This is a genomic window from Nocardia panacis, assembly GCF_003598715.1.
GTDB lineage: Bacteria > Actinomycetota > Actinomycetes > Mycobacteriales > Mycobacteriaceae > Nocardia > Nocardia panacis.
Map to the genome: position 1 here is coordinate 23,447 of NZ_QZFU01000045.1, position 18,462 is coordinate 41,908.

Consider the following 18,462-nt stretch of genomic DNA (forward strand, 5'->3'; position numbering starts at 1 on the left):
CTCGAGCCTCATGGAACGTGTCGAGGTCAGTTTCGCTTCGGGGGGCGAGCAGTGCGCCGCCTGGCTGTACCCGCCCGACGGCGTCCCCAAGCCCCGCCCGCTCGTGGTGATGGGGCATGGCCTGGGGGGCAACCGTGAAATGGGTCTGGATCGCTACGCGCGCCGGTTCGCCGCGGCCGGAATGGCCGTGCTGGTCTTCGACTACCGGCATTTCGGGGCCAGTCAGGGCGCGCCGCGTCAACTGCTGCACATCGCCCGCCAGCGCGCCGACTGGCATGCCGCCATCGCCTACGCGCGCACCCTGCGCGGTGTCGATGCCACTCGAATCGCCCTGTGGGGCACGTCATTCGGCGGTGGGCACGTACTGGCGGTGGCGCCGGACGACGCGTACATCGCCGCAGTGGTCGCGCAGGTGCCGTTCACCAGCGGCCTGTCCTCGGCGCTGGCGAAGGGGCCGATCAGTATGACGAAGGTGTCGGCCATCGCCGCCGCCGACCTGCTGATCGGGCCGCTGCGGCGCAGACCGGTCGGGATCCGGTTGGCGGGGCGCAAGCGGTCGGGGGCGCTGATGAGTGCGTCGGATGTGCCGGAGGGATACGGTCGTCTCGCCGAGGAGAGCCCGCGCTACGAGCCGAGAGTGGCGGCGCGCGTTGCCTTCTCGGCACTGTTCGACGCGCCGGGCAGGCGCGCCAAGTCGTTGAAGATGCCGGTGCTGTACGCCATCGCCGACAATGATTCGGTCGCGCCTGCCAAGTCGGCGCTGCGCGCGGCCGAGCGCACCAAGCACGCCATCGTGAAGCGCTATCCCGTAGGACATTTCGACGTGTACTTCGATGATCATTTCGAGCGCGCGGTCCACGACCAGACCGAATTCCTGGTGTCGGTGCTGCGTCCGTGAACCGCTCACGGAACGGACGAGCTGCCGCGAGATGGTGAGCGGTCTAGGGTCTGTGTCCCTAGATCGCGTCGAAGGCGATCGGCAGGGCGGCGGGGCCGCGCAGGTTGACGTGGTCGCGGTAGGGCGGCGGGTCGACCAGCAAACGGGGCCGCTCGACGCGAGCGGCGAAGCGCGACAGGGCGATTGCGGCCTCGAGTCGCGCGAGCGGCGCACCGAGGCAGAAGTGCGCGCCGAGTCCGAAGGCGAGGTGGCGCGCATCGCGACCGGGATCGAATCGGTCGGGATCCGGATACAGCTGCGGATCCCGTTGGGCGGCAGCGAAAAGCATGATCAGCAGATCGCCGCGCCGAATATCCATCCCGGCGATGCGCATATCCGCCGCGGCGATGCGGGGCGCGAGTTGCACGGGCGGGTCGTAGCGCAGGGTTTCCTCGACGATGGCGGGCGCGAGGTCGGGATCGGCGCGCAGGGCGGCCAGATGTCGTGGGTCGCGCAGTAGTGCGAGGATCGCGTTGCCGATGAGGTTGACCGTGGTCTCGTGGCCCGCGATCAGCAGCAGACCGCAGGTGCCGATCAGTTCGTCGTGGGTGAGTTTGTCGCCGGATTCCTCGGCGGCGATCAGTTGCGAGAGCAGGTCCGGTCCCGGATCGGTGCGCCGGCGCGCCGCCAGATCCTCGAAGTACGAATACATTTCGTCCGAGGCGCGGGCGAGTTCGGTGGGGTCGGCGGCGAAGGCGGCGGTGGAGCGGGCGGCCGGATCGAGTCGGCGCGACATGAGGGCGGACCATTCGCTGAGCCGGTCGCCGTCGGCCACCGGCACGCCGAGCAATTCGCAGATGACGGTGACGGGTAGCGGGTAGGCGAGGTCGGCGACCGCGTCGAACTGTCCGGCTGCCGCGGCCCGGTCCAACGTCCGGTCGACCAGTTCGGTGATTCTCGGGGCCAGTTGCCGCACCGTGCGCGGGGTGAACGCCTGCGCGACCAGTCGCCGCAGTCGGGTGTGGTCGGGCGGATCGAGGAAGAGGAACGACGGTTTCTCGCCGCGCGCGTCCGAGCGCGGGTCGGGGAACTGTGACAGCGGGAATTCGGTGAGCCCGCGATCCACCCTGGCATCCGGATGTCGCAGCACACTGAGGCAATCGTCGTAGTTGGTGAACAGGACGACCGGCGCGGTGCCCAGTCGCAGCGGTCCCAGTGCGCGCAGCTCGGCGAGCAGCGGATACGGGTTGGCGCGATTGGCCGGATCGATCAGGCTGAGGTACTCGGCCACACCGAGGGGCCGATCCGTGGCGGTCATCCGAACCTTCTCTCCAAAAGCTACACTCACCGTAGCTACAGTGTCTGTAGCATCCACGGTCGAATCGTCCGCTGTCAAGAGAGAGGAGTGCGCGATGGCCTCCCGCACCTATGCGCCGCGCATGGCCCCCGAGGATCGTCGCGCCCAACTGCTCGACGCCGTGCTGCGCATCGTGGTCGAACAGGGCATCCACAAGGTGTCGATGGATTCGGTGGCACGGGCCGCGGGCGTCACCCGACCCGTCGTCTACACCCACTTCACCGATACCGACGATTTGCTGCGCAGCTCCCTCGATCGCGAGGAAGACCTGGCCCGCCAACAGCTCTCGCCGATCCTGCCGCTGCGCCCGAGCGGCGATCCGGTCGCCGACGTGCTGCGCTACCTCAGCGGTTTCCTGCAGGCGGTCGGCGCCGCCCCCGACCGCTGGCGCGCGGCATTCGCTCTGGTGGACAGCGAAACACCCTACTTCCGTCGCCGCCTCGAACGGTGGCGGCGCGAATTCATCACCGCCTTCGCGGATTTCCTCCGCGCCACCATCGATACCCGCGCCATCGACATCCCCATGACCGCCCGCACCCTGGACACCCTGGTCTGGAACGCGGGCCGCCTCACCCTCGCCGAACCCACCGAATTCCCCCCGTCCCGCATCCTGGCCCACCACGCGGCCCTCATCCGGACACTTCTCGGCGCGAACTGAAATCACCAGGCCGGCAAGATGATCCGGGTCAATGCAGGCTGCCGAGCAGACCGCCGTGGAAGGGGGTGATCGTCTCGCCCTGTCCGGCGAGCACCTTCGGCAGCCATTCCGGATCGCCCAGCAGCGCCCTGCCGACCGCTATCAGGTCGAATTCGTCGCTTTCGAGTCGGTCGAGCAACTCGGCCACACCGGTGGCCGAACCCGGTGACATCTGCGGGAATTCGCTGCCGAGTCCCACCGATCCGACGCCGATAGCCGGCTTGCCGGAGAGCTTCTTGGCCCATCCCGCCAGTCCGAGTTCGGAACCTGCGAACTCGGGCTGTTGGAACCGGCGGGTGGAGCAGTGGAAGATATCGACGCCCGCCTCGGTCAGCAGGCCGAGCATTGTCTCCAGTTCCTGTGGCGTTTCGACGATCCGGGCCTGATAGTGGTTCGCCTTCCACTGGGACAGTCGCAAGGAGATCGGGAAGTCCGCGGCGACGGCGGCCCGGCACGCGGCCACGATCTCGGCGGCGAATCGGGTGCGGCCCGCGATATCGCCACCGTAGGCGTCGGTGCGCCGGTTGGTCTCGGCCCACAGGAACTGATCGATCAAATAGCCATGGGCGCCGTGGATCTCGATGCCGTCGAAGCCGAGCGCTTCGGCCTGCGCCGCGGCGGCGGCGAACGCGGCGACCACCTCGTCGATATCGACCCGCGTCATCGCGCGACCGGAGTTCGTGCCGTCCAACGCGATACCGGACGGACCGATGCGCGGAGCGTCGGGCACCGGCGGGGCGCCGAGGGCGCGCTCCATGCCGATGTGCCACAGCTGCGGCATGATTCGGCCACCTGCCCGGTGCACCGCCTCGGCCACGGCCGACCAACCCGCCAGTGCCGCGGCGCCGTGCAAGCGCGGCACCCGAGCGCTGCCGCCCGCCGAATCGTGGCCGATGTAGGCGCCCTCGGTGATGATCAGCCCGACACCGGCTGCGGCGCGTCGGGCGTAGTACTGCGCCACGTCCGCACCCGGTACGCCTTCGGGGGAGAATTCGCGCGTCATCGGGGCCATGACGACGCGGTTGGGCAGTGTGAGACGCCCTACCGACAGCGGACGAGTCAAAATGTCGGCGGCGCGTTCAATGGATTTGGTGGACATCGGTATTCGCTTTCGATCGGGACCGACGATCAGGCGGATTGTTGGGGCGCAGCGGCGATGGGGGTGTTCTGCGCGGCGGTGAGCCACCAGCGCCCGTCGCGTTCGATCAGGACATAGAGCGCCATCTCGGAGAATCCGCCGGAATCGATTGCGCGCCTGCGGATCTGCGTCACCACCACGCCCGGCGCGGGAGCCAGGGCCGAGACTATCTCGAATCGGGACGGCGGGGCGACGTGTGCCGTCACCAGCCTGCGATGGATCGCGTTGATCTCAGCATAGCCGGCCACGGTCGCCCCGTAGGGGCTGCCCCACAGGATGTCCGCCGCGAAGGCGGAGTCGTAGCCGTCGGCGTCATTGCTGCCCTGCAGTGTGTCGGCGAATGCGGTGGCGATCTGCCAGGCCCGGTCCTTGTCGGCGGGATCGCTCAGGGTCGGTCGAGTGTCCATCGGTGTGTCCTCACCTGCGTCGGAGTATTTCGAGTACAACGTACTCGAAATGGAACCCCATTTCAAGTACGATGTACGCATTTAGGAGGAGGGCCATGCCGAGCCACGAGAACATGACGATCTGGATGCGACCGGAGCAGCTCGAGCGCACCGGACCGGGACGACGCCCGCGCCGCAGCCGCGCCGAGGTCACCACCGCCGCCATCGAGATCGCGGACGGCGAGGGGATGGAGGCGGTCACCATGCGCCGGATCGCCGCGGAACTCGGCACCGGCGCGATGTCGCTGTACCGCTACGTAACCGGTCGCGACGATCTGATCGACCTCATGATCGACGCCGTCATGGGCGAGATCGACCTGCCGGTCGCGGGCGGCGACTGGCGGCGCGACCTCGCCGCGGTCGCCGAACGGACGCGGGTGGTCGGCCTGCGGCACCCGTGGTGGGGCGCCCTCGCCAACAGGCGACCCACATTGGGGCCGAACTCCCTCGCGGTCCAGGAATTCGCCATGACGGCCCTCGACGGATTCGGCTTGGATATCGACGAGATCGCGGGCCTGGCCTGGATGGTGAGCGACTACACCTACGGCGCGGTGCAGCGGGAGATCGGCTGGTCCGACCAGGCGCGCGCCACCGGAATGGATATGGCCGAATGGATGAGCGGCTACGTCGGACCCTATGTCGCCCAGCTCATTTCCACCGAGCGATATCCGATGTTCACCCGCACGATCAGGGAATCGCGCGTCCCGCACCTGCCCGCCGAGGAGCGTTTCCGGTACGGCCTCGACCGCGTGCTCAATGGTGTCGCGGCCAACCTCCCGGCCGGAACCGACCACGGCGCGAACACCTCTCGCCGCTGAGCGCCCGCGCACGGATTTCTCTGGACATCGCGGTCGGGGGTGGGATTCGGTGCCATGATGGAGATCGAGAGATGGAAGTGTCGCCATGGGAATTCTCGATCTAGTGGCCAGCATTCTCGCTGCGGGCGCGGTGCTCGCCGGAGCCGCCACGGTGCTCAGCGCTCGAGTGGTCGCGCAATACGAAAAGGGACTGGTATTCCGGTTCGGACGGGTGGTGGCCACCAGGGATCCCGGCTTGCGGCTATTGATCCCGGTCGTCGACAAGATGCGCAAGGTGTCCACCAGGATCGTCACCATGCCGGTGCCCGCCCAGGAGGGCATCACTCGCGACAATGTCACGGTCCGCGTGGACGCGGTGGTGTATTTCCGGGTGGTCGACGTGCGCATGGCGGTGCTGGAGGTGGAGAACTACGTCTTCGCGGTGGGCCAGGTGGCACAGACGTCGCTGCGATCCATCATCGGCAAGAGCGACCTCGATGATCTGCTGTCCAACCGCGAGGAATTGAACAAGGGCCTGGAGATCATGATCGACAACCCGGCCCTCGGCTGGGGTGTGCACATCGACCGGGTGGAGATCAAGGATGTGGCGCTGCCGGATTCGATGAAGCGATCGATGTCGCGGCAGGCCGAGGCGGAGCGGGAGCGGCGGGCGCGGGTGATCTCGGCCGAGGGCGAATTCCAGGCATCGGCCATGCTCTCCCAGGCGGCCGAGCGGATGTCGCAAACCCCTGCCGCGCTGCAACTTCGGCTCCTGGAGACGGTGGTGCAGGTGGCGGCGGAGAAGAATTCCACGCTGGTGCTGCCGTTCCCGGTCGAACTGCTGCGCTTCCTGGAACACAACAGCCGACCCGCCGAACCGAAATCCGGCACGGAAACCACAGCGTTACCCGGCGAGGGAACACCGGTGCAACACGGCGAGGGAACATCGCCGTAACAGGTTTCTCAGGAACACATGAGTTTCGCCATTTCGTAGATGGCCTGCGATTCGTCGGTGGTCGCGGTCGCCTGCGCGGATTTGGCGCGGGCGCCGATGGATTGCACCACCGCGTCCTTCGCCTTGCCCGCCTCGAGTTCGACACAGGTATCGGACAGGATCTGCGCGATCTGACCGTCGTTCTTGCCCGCGCTCAAACCCTGAAACGCCTGCTTGAACGAAATGGTGAAGGCGGCGGCCCGCCCCGCGTCGACGCCGACGAGCGCCTTGGCGGCGGCGGTATTCGCGGTGGTGGGGGCGGAGGCCGCGGGTTTGTCGTCATTGCAGCCGGCGAGCAACAGGGTCAATACGGTGGCGCAGGCCGCGAACGCGGCGGGGGTTCGTCTCACGCACCGGCATGCTAGTGGCACGCAACGAAAGTCGCCTCCCGTCCGGTGAACGGGAGGCGACCGCCGATCGACAACCGACCGGTCCGCCTACAGCGGTCCGATGAGCAGAATCCGCGCCCAGAAGGCGGCCTGATCGGCACCGAGCACCGGGAGAAGGTAGTCGTAGAGGATCGAAGACATCTGCGTGGAACTCCCAATTCGTCGTCGTACTGGAAATCTTTCCGAATGCGGGGCTGGAGCACCTCCCGCGTTCGACGGCCACAGTAGCAATCGCGCGAGGGCGGCGCGGAGATCCGGGGCGGACCGGAAAGATTCGCCGCGTACTGGCTTTTCGCGTGAGCGACGTCATAAAGTAATCGCCGTTGGCTAGGCCCGTTGCCGGGCTGCGGCGGGTCGTACACATTCGATCGCGGGAAGCAGGTCTGAAATTCAAATGCGGATAGTTCGCTCATTGGTCGCCGGTGCATTGATCGCCGGGGCCGCTTCGGTTTTCGCCGCGCTGGGCGCGGGGTCCGCGAGTGCGGTCGCGGTCACGCCGCTGCCGGGCGGCGTGCAGGTCGACCTGAGCCCCACCGATACGGCCTGGGTGGCGCAGAGCCACTTCGGCCAGACGCTCGCGGGTCTGCCGCATCCGTCGGCGGCCTCGTTCGGCGCGGCGCTGGACGCGGCGGCGGGTGTCTCCGCCGCCGTGCCCAACGGCCGGGTGACCTTCACCGTCTACGGTCCGTTCGACCAGTTGAACGGCACCATGCTCGCCTTGCAGTAGCTCGTTTTGGCACTGCACCAAAGGATCGTCTCGGCACCGGTGGATTTCGGTGCCATTCGTTCCGAGTTCGGCCTGGCCTCGGCGTATCCCGCCGAGGCCGGAGTCGAGGCCCGCGACGCGGTCGACGCGTTCGCGGGCTCTCGGCTCGACCGCACCGATATCGCGCTGGTCACCATCGATCCGCCCGGCGCCATGGATCTGGACCAGGCGCTGTCGATCCAGCGCACCCGTGCCGGATATTTGCTGCACTACGCGATCGCCGATGTCGCCGCCATGATCCGCCCCGACGGGGCACTGGCCAGGGAATCCGGCGCGCGCGGTCAAACCTTCTACCTGCCCGACGGCACCGTGCCGCTGCATCCGCCGGTGCTCTCGGAAGGTTCGGCGAGTCTGCTGCCCGGTGTGTCGCGACCCGCCGCGCTGTGGACCATCGAACTCGACGAAGCGGCCGAGCCGCAACGGTTTTCGGTGGTGCGCGCCACCGTGCGCTCGGTGGCGCGGCTGGACTACGCGGGCGTGCAGGCCGACGCCGACGCGGGCAACCCGCACCCCTCGATCGCGGCCCTGCCGGAATTCGGCATGCGGCGCATCGAGGCCGGGTTGGCGCGCGGTGCGATCGGATTGCGGCTGCCGGTGCAGCGCGTGGTCCGCGATGGCGCCGCCGACGGGCACTGGCGGCTGGTGGTGGAGCCGCGCACCGCCGCCGAGGACTGCAATGAACAGGTCTCGCTGCTCACCGGACTGTGCGCGGCGCGAATCATGATGGACGGCAACGGATCCGGTGAGCGGATTGGTCTGCTGCGCACGCTGCCGCCGCCCGCCGCCTCGGCCATCGAATCCCTGCGGCGCACCGCCGCCGCGCTCAGCGTCGACTGGCCCGACGAACGCACGGTGGGGCGGGTCCTGGCCGGACTCGATCCGAATTCGCCTACCTCCCTGGTGCTCATGTCCGAGGCGACGAGTCTGCTGCGCGGCGCGAACTACACGGTGCTCGACGGCGACGGACCCGAGTCCGCGCTGCGCCACAGCGCCATCGCCGCGCCCTACGCGCATGTCACTGCCCCGCTGCGCCGCCTCGCCGACCGCTTCGCCACCGAGATCTGCCTGGCCAACTGCGCGAAAGTGCCGGTGCCGCAGTGGGTTCGCGACGGTCTGGTCGCCGCGGCGGAGACCATGCGCCGCAGCGACGGCGTGGCGGGCAAGGTCGAGCGCGCCTGCGTCGACCTCACCGAGGCGACCCTGCTCGCCCCGCGCACCGGCGCGGAATTCGACGCGATCGTGCTGCGCGAAGCCAATGGCAGCCGTCCCGCCGAGATCTTCGTCGCCGATCCGCCCGTGCTCGCCCCCTGTGTCGGCGCGCCGCCCGAAGGGGAATCGGTGCGGGTTCGCCTCGTCTCGGCCGACGTGTCGACCCGCAAGGTGAGTTTCGCGTTTCCTGCCACTCCGGCACCGGATCGGGCCGCACGCCTGCTGTGAGAGAAGACTGCCGCCGAGGCGAATCGGCGTCAGTCTTCGCAGACGAAGGCGGCGGCGTCGGGATAGTCGGCGAGGGCGCGTACGGCGGCGCGATCCTCGGCCTCGGCGAGGGTGCGGTAGATGGTGGCCTCGGCGACGGGGGCCTCGGCGGTGTGCGACAGCAGGGCGTCGCGGGATTCGATGGCGTCGCGGTGGTCGCCGAGGACGGTCTGCAAGCGCTTCGCGTGCCTCCCGAGTTCGGTGGCCTCGGGGCCGAGCACCGCCGCGGCGTCCTCGCAGGAATAGCGAAGTCGCTTGGCACTCTTACGAATATCGTGCAGCAGCTCGATGCGTTCGGCGGCGGGCGCGGCCGGTTCGGCGTAGACCAGGCGGCGTAGGCGTTTGCGGTCGCGCCGCAGGACCTTCTCGAAGACGTGCACGGCGGGTCGGTCCGCTCGGTCGGCGCGCAGCGGCGGTTCGGTCCGCCATGCCCGCAATTCGGTGCGCAGCCTGTGATATCGGCCGCTGTCCAGCGCCGCGAGGACCCGAGCGTGGGCGGTGCGGTGTTTGGTTCGCTCCGCCTCGACCAGGTCGGTGGCAACGGCGCGAAGCGGGGTCATCGGTCCGCTCGAGGTGGATTTACCCCTGGCGCCGGGCATTTCGGTGGCGAGCAACTCGGCGAACCGGTCGGCGCGGACCTCGGCATCGCGCGCCACACCGAGAACGGCCGCGAGCCAAGCGAGTTCCTCCTGCCTCGCCGCCACGGGAGCCTCTTCGAACAAACCTCGGTAGGACCGCAGAATGCTGCGCAGCCGTCGGGTGGCGACCCGCATCTGGTGGATGGAATCGTCCGCGTCGGCGCGGACTTCGGGCTCGACGGCCAGCAGCCGGTCCACCTCCTCGCCCAGTGCGGTGACGAGGGCGGGACCGGCCGCGGCTGTCATCTCAACTCACTTTCGCGAATCCATCGGTCGCTGTCACCAGGTGGTGAACGATGCCGGGTTCGTCGGCGGCGTGGCCTGCGTCGGACACCAGGTGCAGGGTGGAGTCGGGTAGCGCGCGGTGCAGTTCCCAGGCGCTGATGGCGGGGCAGACCATGTCGTAGCGGCCCTGCACGATGACCGTGGGGATGTGGGCGATCTTGCCCGCATCGCGCAGTAGCTGCCCCTCTTCGAGGAAGCCCCTGTTGCGGAAGTAGTGATTCTCGATGCGCGCGAAGGCGAGTGCGAAGCGCGGATCGGAGGCCTGCGCGACGCGTTCGGGTTTGGGCACCAGTGTGAGGGTCGAACTCTCCCAGGTGGACCAGGCGATGGCGGCGGCCAGCACCACCTGCTCGTCGGGGGAGTGCAGCAGCCGGTGGTACGCCTCGATCAGGTCGCCGCCGCGCTCGGCGGGCGGCACCGGCGCGAGATACCGCTCCCACAGGTCCGGGTAGATGTAGGAGAGGCCGCCGTTGTAGAACCAGTCGAGTTCGCCGCGGCGCAGCAGGAAGATGCCGCGCAGCACCAGTTCGGTCACCCGATCGGGATGGGTTTGGGCGTAGGCCAGCCCCAGCGTCGATCCCCAGGAGCCGCCGAAGACCTGCCACCGCTCGATGCCCAGCAGTTCCCGCAGCGCCTCCATATCGGCGATGAGGTCGGCGGTGGTGTTGGCTGCCAGGCTCGCGCCGTCGGCGATGTGCGGGGTGGATTTGCCGCAGCCGCGCTGATCGAACAGCACGATCCGGTAGCGCTCGGGATCGAAGAATTGGCGCTGGAAGGGGGAGGTGCCGCCACCGGGACCGCCGTGCAGGAAGACGACCGGTTTGCCCTCGGGATTGCCGCTGACCTCCCAGTACACCTTCTCGCCCGCGCCGACGTCGAGCAGGCCAGTTTGATATGGCTCGATCTCGGGGTAGAGGGTGCGCATCAGAAGGCCAATCCGGAGGCCAGATCGGTCAGTTGCAGCGCATCGATGGCCTGGCTGCGGACATCGGAGCAACTCTTGGTGGTGATCCGATCGATGACCGGCTTATCGGCGAGGACCGCGAGGTTGATGCCGCCATTGCGGGCGGCCCAGTCCTGCACCATGATGTTGTATCCGAGCCGGCCCAGTGTCGGACCCTGCACCCGCCAGTTGGACAGTTCCGGGCGGATCATGTCGCACAGTTGGCCCGCGGCCTGGTCGTTGATCTGCAGGGCGCCGGGCTTGACGGGGGTCGGCGCGGCGGCGCCGGTCGTGGTGGTTGGCGCGGAACTACCGGACGGGGTCGCGGTACTCCCACAGGCCGTCACGGCGGCTGCGGACATGACCCCCACCGCCAGCAGCAGGCTGCGGGATATCCAACGGGATTGCGGCATAAGCACCTCTGCTCGAGTCGTGTTTGTCCGCATCCACTCTGCCACCTTTCGCGGCGCGATCGAACCCGCGCGCGCAACGGCCGGGCGGCGCGCTGAGCACCGCCCGGCCGAAGGCCCGAATCAGAAGCTGTGCTCGGGCGCGGGGAACACCCCTTGCCGCACCTCGGCGGCGTAAGCGGCGGCGGCCGTACGCAATTCGTCGCCGACCGCGCCGAAGCGCTTGACGAACCGCGCCGTCTTGCCGCTGGTGTAGCCCGCCATGTCCTGCCAGACCAGCACCTGCGCGTCGCAGTCGTGGCCCGCGCCGATGCCGACGGTGGGGATGGTCAGCTTGCGGGTGACCTGTCCGGCCAGTTCCGCGGGCACCATCTCCATCACGACCGAGAACGCTCCGGCCTCTTGGACCGCGATGGCGTCGGCGATGAGCTGTTCGGCGGCGTCGCCGCGACCCTGCACTCGGAATCCGCCCAGCGTGTTGACGCTCTGCGGGGTGAATCCGATATGCGCCATGACCGGAATGCCCGCCGAGGTGATGAGCGCGATCTGCTCGGCTACCCGCTCACCGCCTTCCAACTTGACGGCGTGCGCCTGACCTTCCTTCATGAAGCGGGTTGCGGTGGCCAGTGCCTGCTGCGGTCCGGATTCGTAGGAGCCGAAGGGCAGGTCGGTCACGACGAGCGCGTGTGGTGCGCCGCGCACCACCCCGCGCACCAGCGGGATGAGCTCATCGGCGGTGATGGGCACCGTGGTGTCGTAGCCGTAGACCACATTGGCGGCGGAATCGCCGACGAGCAGCACCGGGATGCCCGCCTCCTCGAACAGCCGCGCCGTCGAATAGTCGTAGGCGGTGAGCATGGCCCATTTCTCGCCTGCGGATTTCATTTCCTGCAGGTGGTGCACCCTGGTCTTGCGTCGGGCCGCCTTGCCGGTCGACCCGGACGCCGCGGGGGCGCCGTAGAGCTGTGTTTCGGTACTCGGGTGCTGTGTTTGCGCGTTCGGTACGGACATCATCGTCCCTTTCGTCGTATGCCTCGGGGCCACGTCGCGGGTCCCCGGGTTTGTCTGACGAAATCAGTCTGCCGCACGGATGACCGGCGGATCAGGGGCCTCCTCGGTGCGATTTGTCACAGGTGGGCGCGGGTGGCCGGTGCGGGACGTGCCAGTATCGGGGGCATGTCAGCGGTGCGGCGGTGGATGTTCCTGGTCGGTGCGGCGGTTCTGGTGGCCGGATGTTCCGGCACGGGGACGCCGTCCATGCCGCAGCCGCCCGCCGGGTTGGCGAAGTTCTACGGGCAGCAGGTGCATTGGGGGAGCTGCGACGGCTTCGGCGAACGGTTGCCGCCCACCGCCCAGTGCGCCAGGGTCGCGGTGCCCATCGACTACGCCGCGCCGGACGGCCCGACCGCGCAGCTCGCGCTCTCGCGGATCAAGGCCACCGGAAATCGGATCGGGTCGCTGCTGATCAATCCGGGCGGGCCAGGGGAGTCCGGACTGGCCATGGCCGCGCTGGCGGGACGCACCCCGGTGTCGGAGCATTTCGATCGGGTCGGCTTCGATCCGCGCGGTGTCGGATCCTCGACGCCCGCCATCGTCTGCCAGACCGCGCAGGAGAACGATGCCGACCGCGCCGAACTCCCGAAGGACAATTCGCCCGCGGGCATCGCCGCGGCCGAGGCGGACAACCGCCGCTACGCCGACCGGTGTCTGACGCGCAGCGGGAAGGACTTCCTGGCGCATGTCGGCACCAGGGAGGTGGTGCAGGACATGGATGTCATCCGGGCGGTGCTCGGCGATCCGCGACTCACCTACCTGGGCTATTCGTACGGCACCCGGCTCGGCACCGCCTACGCGGAGAAGTTCCCCACTCGGGTGCGGGCCATGGTGCTCGACGGCGCGATCGATCCCACCCAGGATCCGGTGGCCGAATCGCTGCGGCAGGCGGCGGGCTTCCAGACCGCGTTCGATGCCTACGCCGCCGACTGCGCGCAGCGCGGCGACTGTCCGCTCGGCACCGATCCCGCCGCCGCCAACGCGCGTTTCCGCGCGCTGGTGAATCCGCTGTGGGACAAGCGAATTCCCACCTCCGACCCGCGCGGCCTCGGCTACGACGACGCCATCACCGGCGTGCGGCAGGCCCTCTACGCCGACGAACTGTGGCCCGGATTGACGCTGGGCCTTGCCGAATTGCGCGACGGTCGCGGCGACACCCTGCTGCGTTTCGCCGATATGTATCAGGCCCGCCGCGACGACGGCACCTACAGCAACCGCATCGATTCGTTCAATGCCATTCGCTGCGTCGACGATCCGCGCGTCACCGATCGCGCGGTGGTCGCCGAGCAGGACGCCGACGCCCGTCGGGTCGCGCCCTTTGCCGACGACGGGCGTGGCACCGGCGCGGCCGCGCTGGAGCTGTGCGCCACCTGGCCGGTGCCCAATACTTCGGCGCCGCATCGGGTTTCGATTCCGGATCTGCCGAAGCTACTGGTGGTGTCGACCACCGAGGATCCGGCGACGCCCTATCAGGCGGGCGTGGATCTGGCCGACCAGTTGGGTGCCGGGCTGCTCACCTTCAAGGGCAGCAGGCATACTGTGGCGCTGGTGGCGGGCGAGTCGTGCGTGGATCGGGTCGTCTTCGACTATCTGGTGGATGGCAAGAGCCCGCCCGCCGACGCGAACTGCTGAGCGTGCTGTGCGGCCGGAACAAGGTGGTCGGCTCGAGATAGCGGGAACGAAACGCGCGAGCGTGATTCGGACGTCGTATGTAACACGGATTTAACGCCGGGTGCTTACGCTCGCGGACATGGATCGCCAGAAGGAATTCGTGCTGCGGACGCTCGAAGAGCGGGATATTCGCTTCGTGCGGCTCTGGTTCACCGATGTGCTCGGCTATCTCAAGTCGGTCGCGATCGCCCCGGCCGAACTGGAGGGCGCGTTCGAGGAGGGCATCGGTTTCGACGGATCCGCGATCGAGGGTTTCGCCAGAGTGTCGGAGGCCGATATGGTCGCCCGCCCCGATCCGTCCACCTTCCAGGTGCTGCCCTGGGCCACCAGCAAGGGTCACCAGCACTCCGCGCGCATGTTCTGCGATATCGCCATGCCCGACGGTTCGCCGTCCTGGGCCGACCCGCGCCACGTGCTGCGCCGCCAGTTGAACAAGGCGGGCGATGTCGGGTTCAGCTGCTATGTCCACCCGGAGATCGAGTTCTTCCTGCTGGAGAACGGCCCCCTGGACGGTTCGCGCCCGACCCCGGCCGATAGCGGCGGCTTCTTCGATCAGGCGGTGCACGACGCCGCCCCGAATTTCCGCCGCCACGCCATCGACGCGCTCGAATCCATGGGTATCTCGGTGGAGTTCAGCCATCACGAGGGCGCGCCCGGTCAGCAGGAGATCGACCTGCGCTACGCCGACGCCCTGTCCATGGCCGACAACGTGATGACCTTCCGCTACCTCATCAAGGAGGTGGCCATCGACGAGGGCGTGCGCGCCACCTTCATGCCCAAGCCCTTCGCCGAATATCCGGGTTCGGCCATGCACACGCATATGAGCCTGTTCGAGGGCGAGGCCAATGCCTTCCACGATCCCGACGATCCGATCAACCTGTCGGAGACGGCGCGCTCGTTCATCGCGGGCGTGCTCGAGCACGCGCCGGAGATCAGCGCGATCACCAATCAGTGGGTCAATTCCTATAAGCGCCTGATCCACGGCGGCGAGGCCCCGACGGCCGCGTCCTGGGGTCGGTCGAATCGTTCGGCGCTGGTCCGGGTGCCCATGTACACCCCGAACAAGTCGTCCTCGCGGCGCGTCGAGATCCGCAGCCCCGATTCCGCGTGCAATCCGTACCTGGCCTTCGCGGTGCTGCTCGCGGCCGGTCTGCGCGGCATCGAGAAGGGCTACACGCTGCCGCCGGAGGCCGAGGACGACGTCTGGTCGCTCACCTCGGCCGAGCGCAGGGCCATGGGTTTCCGCGAGCTGCCCGGCACGCTGGACGAGGCATTGCAGGCCATGGAGCGCTCGGAGTTGGTGGCCGAGACGCTGGGCGAGCACGTCTTCGATTTCTTCCTGCGCAACAAGCGCCGCGAATGGGCCGACTACCGCAGCCAGGTGACGCCCTACGAGCTGAAGGAGTACCTGGGACTGTAGGTTTCGGCCTGCCGTCGGAGTCCGGGTGCCAGGAGGGTCACAGTTCCGGGTAGCTCAGGCATGTCGCGGTGCGCGGCCAGGTAGTTTTGATCCATGGTCCGGCCATCGTCTGCCCGCCCCGTTGTTCCCGGCGTCGGTCGGCTCGGATTGCTCGAGCCGACGGCGGCCGACGCCCTGCGCGAATTGGGCTGGGACAACGCCGAAAGCGTGCCGGTGCTGTGGTCGCTGTCGCGCGCACCCGATGCCGACCTGGCGCTGAGCACCCTGATCCGGCTGCGTGAGCGGTTGGGAAGCGGTTGGGCGGCACTGGATTCGGTAGTGCGCACCGATACCGCGTTGCGGGGCAGGCTGTTCGCGCTGCTCGGTTCGTCGAGCGCGTTCGCCGATCATCTCGTGGCCCATCCCGAGAAGTGGGAGTTGCTGCGGGTCAAGGGTTTGCCCACCCGCGAGGCGGTGCTGGCGGATCTGCTGGACGCGGTGGACGCGGCGCCGGAGACGGGTCCGCATGCCGGACCGATGCTGTTCCGGGCGGGGGTGGCCGGTCCGGAGGCGGTGGCCCTGCTGCGCGAGCGGTATCGCGATCAGCTCATGGTGCTGGCCGCGCTGGACCTGGCCGCCACGGTCGAGAATGAACCGGTACTGCCGTACCAGGTGGTCGGTCGCCATCTCACCGACCTGGCCGATACCGCGCTCACCGCCGCGCTCGCGGTCGCGGTGGCGCGGGTCTGCAAGGACGGGCCGTGCCCGGTGCGCCTTGCCGTCATCGCCATGGGCAAAAGCGGCGCGTGCGAACTCAACTACGTCAGCGATGTGGACGTGGTCTTCGTCGCCGAACCCGCCGACAGCATCGCCACCCGCCTCGCCGCCGAACTGATGACCGTGGGCACCGGCGCGTTCTTCGAGGTGGACGCGGCGCTGCGGCCCGAGGGCAAACAGGGCGCACTGGTGCGCACCCTCGATTCGCATATCGCCTACTACAAGCGGTGGGCGCGCACCTGGGAATTCCAGGCCCTGCTGAAGAACCGCCCCATGACCGGCGATCTGAAACTGGGCGCGCAGTACCGCGACACCCTGATGCCCATGGTGTGGTCCGCCTCCGAACGCCCCGACTTCGTCGCCGATGTGCAGGCGATGCGGCGGCGCGTGGAGGATCTGGTGCCCGCCGACCTGCGCGAACGTGAACTCAAACTGGGCCACGGCAGCCTGCGCGATGTCGAATTCGCCGTGCAGCTCCTGCAATTGGTGCACGGCCGGGTCGACGAATCGCTGCACGTGCAGGGCACCGTAGAGGCGCTGACCGCGCTCGCGGCGGGCGGCTACGTCGGCCGCGACGACGCCGCGAACCTCACCGCCTCCTACGAATTCCTGCGCCTGCTCGAACACCGCCTGCAACTGCAGCGGCTCAAGCGCACCCACACCCTGCCCGCCGCCGACGACGAGGAGGGGATGCGCTGGCTGGCCCGCGCCGCGCACATTCGCCCCGACGGCCGCCAGGACGCCGTGGGCGTGCTCGGCGCGGAGATCCGCCGCAACGCGCTGCGGGTCCGGCGACTGCACGCCAAGCTGTTCTACCGTCCGCTGCTCGAGGCGGTGGCCCGACTGGATTCAGACGCGCTGCGACTGAGTCCGGACGCGGCCGTGCGCCAGTTGGCGGCGCTGGGCTATGCGGCCCCCGAGAACGCCCTCGGCCACCTCAAGGCACTCACCGGCGGCGTGTCGCGCAAGGGGCGCATCCAGGCCCTCTTGCTGCCCACCCTGCTCGAATGGCTCGGCGAGACACCGAATCCCGACGCAGGCCTGCTCGCCTACCGGCGGGTGTCGGAGGGATTGTCCGATCAGATCTGGTTCCTGCGCGAACTGCGCGACGAAGGCGCCATCGCGCAGCGGCTGATGATCGTCCTCGGCTCCTCGGAGTATCTGCCGGACCTGCTGATCAACGCCCCCGACACCATCCGCATGTACGCCGACGGTCCCGGCGGGCCGCTGTTGCTCAGCCCGCGCCAGGAGGATGTCGCCGGCGGCATCCTCACCGCCGCCGCCCGCTACGAGGATCCGCAGCGCGCGGTCGCCGCGGCCCGCTCGCTGCGCAGGCACGAGTTGGCGCGGGTGGCCTCGGCGGATCTGCTCGGCATGCTCGAGGTGGCGCAGGTGTGCCGGGCGCTGTCCTCGGTGTGGGTCGCGGTGCTCGAAGCCGCGCTGCAGGCGGTGATCCGCGCCTCGGAGGCCGAGTCGGGCGCGCCCGCCCCCGCCGATTTCGCGGTGATCGGCATGGGTCGCCTCGGCGGGATGGAACTGGGCTACGGTTCCGACGCCGATGTGCTGTTCGTCTGCGATCCGCGGCCCGGTGAGGACGAGACCAAGGCCGTCAAATGGGCGATCGGCGTCGCGGAGAAGGTGCAGCGGATGCTCGGCGCGCCCAGCACCGATCCGCCGCTGCACGTGGACGCCGGGCTGCGCCCCGAAGGTCGCAATGGCGCGCTGGTGCGCACACTCGCCGCCTACGCCGCCTACTACGAGCAGTGGGCGCAGCCGTGGGAGGTGCAGGCGCTGCTGCGCGCCCACCAGGTCGCCGGCGATCAGCGCTTGGGCGTCAAATTCCTGCACCTGATCGACAAGGTGCGCTACCCACAGGGCGGCGTCTCGACCGACGCGGTGCGCGAGATCCGGCGCATCAAGGCCCGCGTCGACTCCGAACGCCTGCCGCGCGGCGCGAATCCGGCCACCCACACCAAACTGGGTCGCGGCGGTCTGGCCGATATCGAGTGGACCGTGCAACTGATGCAACTGCGGCACGCGCACGAGGTGCCCGGCCTGCACAACACCTCGACGCTGGAATCCCTCGATGTCATCGAGGAGAACAAACTCCTCGATCCCGACGATGTGGCGCTGCTGCGCGAATCCTGGCTCACCGCTACCAAAGCCCGCAACGCGCTGGTGCTCGTGCGCGGCAAACCCACCGATCAGCTACCCGGTCCGGGGCGGCTGCTGTCGGCCGTGGCGCGGGTCGCGGGCTGGCGCAATGACGACGGCAGCGAATTCCTCGACAATTACATGCGGATCACCAGGCGGGCGAAAGCGGTGGTGGAGCGCGTCTTCGGCGGATAG

17 protein-coding genes are annotated in these 18,462 nt (G+C 68.7%); 9 read left to right on the forward strand and 8 right to left on the reverse strand.

The genetic code is table 11. The annotated features are described in order from the left end of the window. Positions 1-10: 10 nt before the first annotated feature. Positions 11-898: an alpha/beta hydrolase gene (locus tag D5S18_RS30650; RefSeq protein ID WP_120044622.1), complete on the forward strand. Its 888-nt coding sequence runs from the start codon at positions 11-13 to the stop codon at positions 896-898. A gap of 58 nt (positions 899-956) precedes the next feature. Here the strand turns inward: D5S18_RS30650 and D5S18_RS30655 are convergent, their stop codons facing one another. After that, positions 957-2,195 carry a cytochrome P450 gene (locus tag D5S18_RS30655; RefSeq protein ID WP_120044623.1) on the reverse strand — a complete coding sequence of 413 codons (1,239 nt, stop codon included), beginning with the start codon at positions 2,193-2,195 and terminating at the stop codon, positions 957-959. A gap of 94 nt (positions 2,196-2,289) precedes the next feature. Here D5S18_RS30655 and D5S18_RS30660 point away from each other — a divergent pair, with 94 nt between their 5' ends. Beyond that, a complete protein-coding gene (locus D5S18_RS30660) occupies positions 2,290-2,892 on the forward strand; it encodes a TetR/AcrR family transcriptional regulator (RefSeq protein WP_239004101.1) in 603 nt (200 codons plus the stop codon). A 28-nt stretch (positions 2,893-2,920) separates the two neighbouring features. Here the strand turns inward: D5S18_RS30660 and D5S18_RS30665 are convergent, their stop codons facing one another. Together D5S18_RS30665 and D5S18_RS30670 are read right to left on the reverse strand one after the other, a co-directional pair. Next, positions 2,921-4,030 (reverse strand): oxidoreductase, encoded by a 1,110-nt coding sequence (locus D5S18_RS30665; protein ID WP_120044624.1) that lies wholly within the window; start codon positions 4,028-4,030, stop codon positions 2,921-2,923. A 29-nt stretch (positions 4,031-4,059) separates the two neighbouring features. Next, a complete protein-coding gene (locus tag D5S18_RS30670) occupies positions 4,060-4,476 on the reverse strand; it encodes a Cif family virulence factor (RefSeq protein WP_203237001.1) in 417 nt (138 codons plus the stop codon). A gap of 95 nt (positions 4,477-4,571) precedes the next feature. Here D5S18_RS30670 and D5S18_RS30675 point away from each other — a divergent pair, with 95 nt between their 5' ends. Together D5S18_RS30675 and D5S18_RS30680 are read left to right on the forward strand one after the other, a co-directional pair. Beyond that, positions 4,572-5,333, forward strand: coding sequence for a TetR/AcrR family transcriptional regulator (locus D5S18_RS30675; protein WP_158608037.1), 762 nt, complete (start codon positions 4,572-4,574; stop codon positions 5,331-5,333). Between the two features lie 85 nt (positions 5,334-5,418). Next, positions 5,419-6,267, forward strand: coding sequence for a slipin family protein (locus tag D5S18_RS30680; protein WP_120044626.1), 849 nt, complete (start codon positions 5,419-5,421; stop codon positions 6,265-6,267). Positions 6,268-6,275: 8 nt separating this feature from the next. Here the strand turns inward: D5S18_RS30680 and D5S18_RS30685 are convergent, their stop codons facing one another. Next, complete coding sequence (locus D5S18_RS30685) at positions 6,276-6,656, reverse strand: hypothetical protein (protein ID WP_120044627.1); 381 nt, start codon at positions 6,654-6,656, stop codon at positions 6,276-6,278. Between the two features lie 451 nt (positions 6,657-7,107). Here D5S18_RS30685 and D5S18_RS30690 point away from each other — a divergent pair, with 451 nt between their 5' ends. Then, positions 7,108-7,422 carry a hypothetical protein gene (locus tag D5S18_RS30690; protein WP_239004102.1) on the forward strand — a complete coding sequence of 105 codons (315 nt, stop codon included), beginning with the start codon at positions 7,108-7,110 and terminating at the stop codon, positions 7,420-7,422. Between the two features lie 6 nt (positions 7,423-7,428). Next, positions 7,429-8,898, forward strand: a complete 1,470-nt coding sequence (locus tag D5S18_RS30695) for an RNB domain-containing ribonuclease (RefSeq protein WP_120044629.1) — start codon at positions 7,429-7,431, stop codon at positions 8,896-8,898. Between the two features lie 29 nt (positions 8,899-8,927). Here D5S18_RS30695 and D5S18_RS30700 read toward each other — a convergent pair whose 3' ends face one another. The 4 genes from D5S18_RS30700 to panB form a co-directional block, all read right to left on the reverse strand. Further along, on the reverse strand, positions 8,928-9,821 hold the full coding sequence (locus tag D5S18_RS30700; protein WP_120044630.1) for a CHAD domain-containing protein: 894 nt from the start codon (positions 9,819-9,821) through the stop codon (positions 8,928-8,930). A 1-nt stretch (position 9,822) separates the two neighbouring features. Continuing rightward, complete coding sequence (gene pip / locus D5S18_RS30705) at positions 9,823-10,785, reverse strand: prolyl aminopeptidase (RefSeq protein WP_120044631.1); 963 nt, start codon at positions 10,783-10,785, stop codon at positions 9,823-9,825. Then, complete coding sequence (locus tag D5S18_RS30710) at positions 10,785-11,216, reverse strand: hypothetical protein (protein WP_203237002.1); 432 nt, start codon at positions 11,214-11,216, stop codon at positions 10,785-10,787. The genes pip and D5S18_RS30710 overlap by 1 nt, the downstream gene beginning before the upstream one ends. A 120-nt stretch (positions 11,217-11,336) precedes the next feature. Beyond that, entirely contained in the window at positions 11,337-12,224 is an 888-nt protein-coding gene (panB, locus tag D5S18_RS30715) for a 3-methyl-2-oxobutanoate hydroxymethyltransferase (protein ID WP_203237003.1), read from the reverse strand. A gap of 165 nt (positions 12,225-12,389) precedes the next feature. On the opposite strand from panB, the gene D5S18_RS30720 reads away from it, so the two are divergent. From D5S18_RS30720 to D5S18_RS30730, 3 genes are all read left to right on the forward strand, one after another. Continuing rightward, complete coding sequence (locus D5S18_RS30720; protein WP_120044632.1) at positions 12,390-13,898, forward strand: alpha/beta hydrolase; 1,509 nt, start codon at positions 12,390-12,392, stop codon at positions 13,896-13,898. 118 nt (positions 13,899-14,016) lie between these two features. Continuing rightward, positions 14,017-15,357: a glutamine synthetase family protein gene (locus D5S18_RS30725; RefSeq protein WP_120044911.1), complete on the forward strand. Its 1,341-nt coding sequence runs from the start codon at positions 14,017-14,019 to the stop codon at positions 15,355-15,357. A 93-nt stretch (positions 15,358-15,450) separates the two neighbouring features. Next, entirely contained in the window at positions 15,451-18,462 is a 3,012-nt protein-coding gene (locus tag D5S18_RS30730; protein ID WP_120044633.1) for a bifunctional [glutamine synthetase] adenylyltransferase/[glutamine synthetase]-adenylyl-L-tyrosine phosphorylase, read from the forward strand.

Bases quoted from the DNA above. Each gene is read 5' to 3' on its own strand.
- D5S18_RS30700 (WP_120044630.1), bottom strand. From the start codon at position 9,821: ATGACAGCCGCGGCCGGTCCCGCCCTCGTCACCGCACTGGGCGAGGAG.
- D5S18_RS30725 (WP_120044911.1), top strand. From the start codon at position 14,017: ATGGATCGCCAGAAGGAATTCGTGCTGCGGACGCTCGAAGAGCGGGAT.
- D5S18_RS30650 (WP_120044622.1), top strand. From the start codon at position 11: ATGGAACGTGTCGAGGTCAGTTTCGCTTCGGGGGGCGAGCAGTGCGCC.
- D5S18_RS30670 (WP_203237001.1), bottom strand. From the start codon at position 4,476: ATGGACACTCGACCGACCCTGAGCGATCCCGCCGACAAGGACCGGGCC.
- panB (WP_203237003.1), bottom strand. From the start codon at position 12,224: ATGTCCGTACCGAACGCGCAAACACAGCACCCGAGTACCGAAACACAG.
- D5S18_RS30720 (WP_120044632.1), top strand. From the start codon at position 12,390: ATGTCAGCGGTGCGGCGGTGGATGTTCCTGGTCGGTGCGGCGGTTCTG.
- D5S18_RS30730 (WP_120044633.1), top strand. From the start codon at position 15,451: ATGGTCCGGCCATCGTCTGCCCGCCCCGTTGTTCCCGGCGTCGGTCGG.
- D5S18_RS30680 (WP_120044626.1), top strand. From the start codon at position 5,419: ATGGGAATTCTCGATCTAGTGGCCAGCATTCTCGCTGCGGGCGCGGTG.
- pip (WP_120044631.1), bottom strand. From the start codon at position 10,785: ATGCGCACCCTCTACCCCGAGATCGAGCCATATCAAACTGGCCTGCTC.
- D5S18_RS30665 (WP_120044624.1), bottom strand. From the start codon at position 4,030: ATGTCCACCAAATCCATTGAACGCGCCGCCGACATTTTGACTCGTCCG.
- D5S18_RS30675 (WP_158608037.1), top strand. From the start codon at position 4,572: ATGCCGAGCCACGAGAACATGACGATCTGGATGCGACCGGAGCAGCTC.
- D5S18_RS30710 (WP_203237002.1), bottom strand. From the start codon at position 11,216: ATGCCGCAATCCCGTTGGATATCCCGCAGCCTGCTGCTGGCGGTGGGG.
- D5S18_RS30655 (WP_120044623.1), bottom strand. From the start codon at position 2,195: ATGACCGCCACGGATCGGCCCCTCGGTGTGGCCGAGTACCTCAGCCTG.
- D5S18_RS30660 (WP_239004101.1), top strand. From the start codon at position 2,290: ATGGCCTCCCGCACCTATGCGCCGCGCATGGCCCCCGAGGATCGTCGC.